Source organism: Vibrio sp. PSi01 (genome assembly GCF_054960695.1).
The window spans coordinates 1-293 of sequence record NZ_JBHNYN010000064.1 but is presented as its reverse complement, the minus strand read 5'-3'; the positions used below and the strand labels follow the sequence as shown (position 1 = coordinate 293).

Here is a 293-nt window from a genome sequence, read left to right as displayed (position 1 = left end):
TCTTTCGCGTTCTCAGTTTGGTAGCTCTTACCACCCATCTGAGCGTTATCAGAACGCATGTCTTTCAGTTGAAGCATTACCGCTTCACCGTTATCCGCACCGATTTGGAATGATTTAGTACCGTGAGTACCGTTAAGCAGTTTGTTACCACCAAAAGACGTGGTTTCTGCGATACGGTTTAGTTCGTCGTTTAGTGCTGTTACTTCTTCTTGAATCGCTACACGCTCAGATTTTGAGTTTGAGCCATTTGAAGATTGTAGAGACAAATCACGCATACGTTGCAGGATGTTCGT

The 293-nt window shown here is 44.0% G+C and carries 1 protein-coding gene; it reads right to left on the bottom strand.

The window, feature by feature from the left end; genetic code table 11:
* Positions 1 to 293, bottom strand: a 293-nt coding sequence (locus ACFI6G_RS22265) for a flagellin N-terminal helical domain-containing protein (protein WP_462710491.1), incomplete at both ends; no start/stop codon positions are given.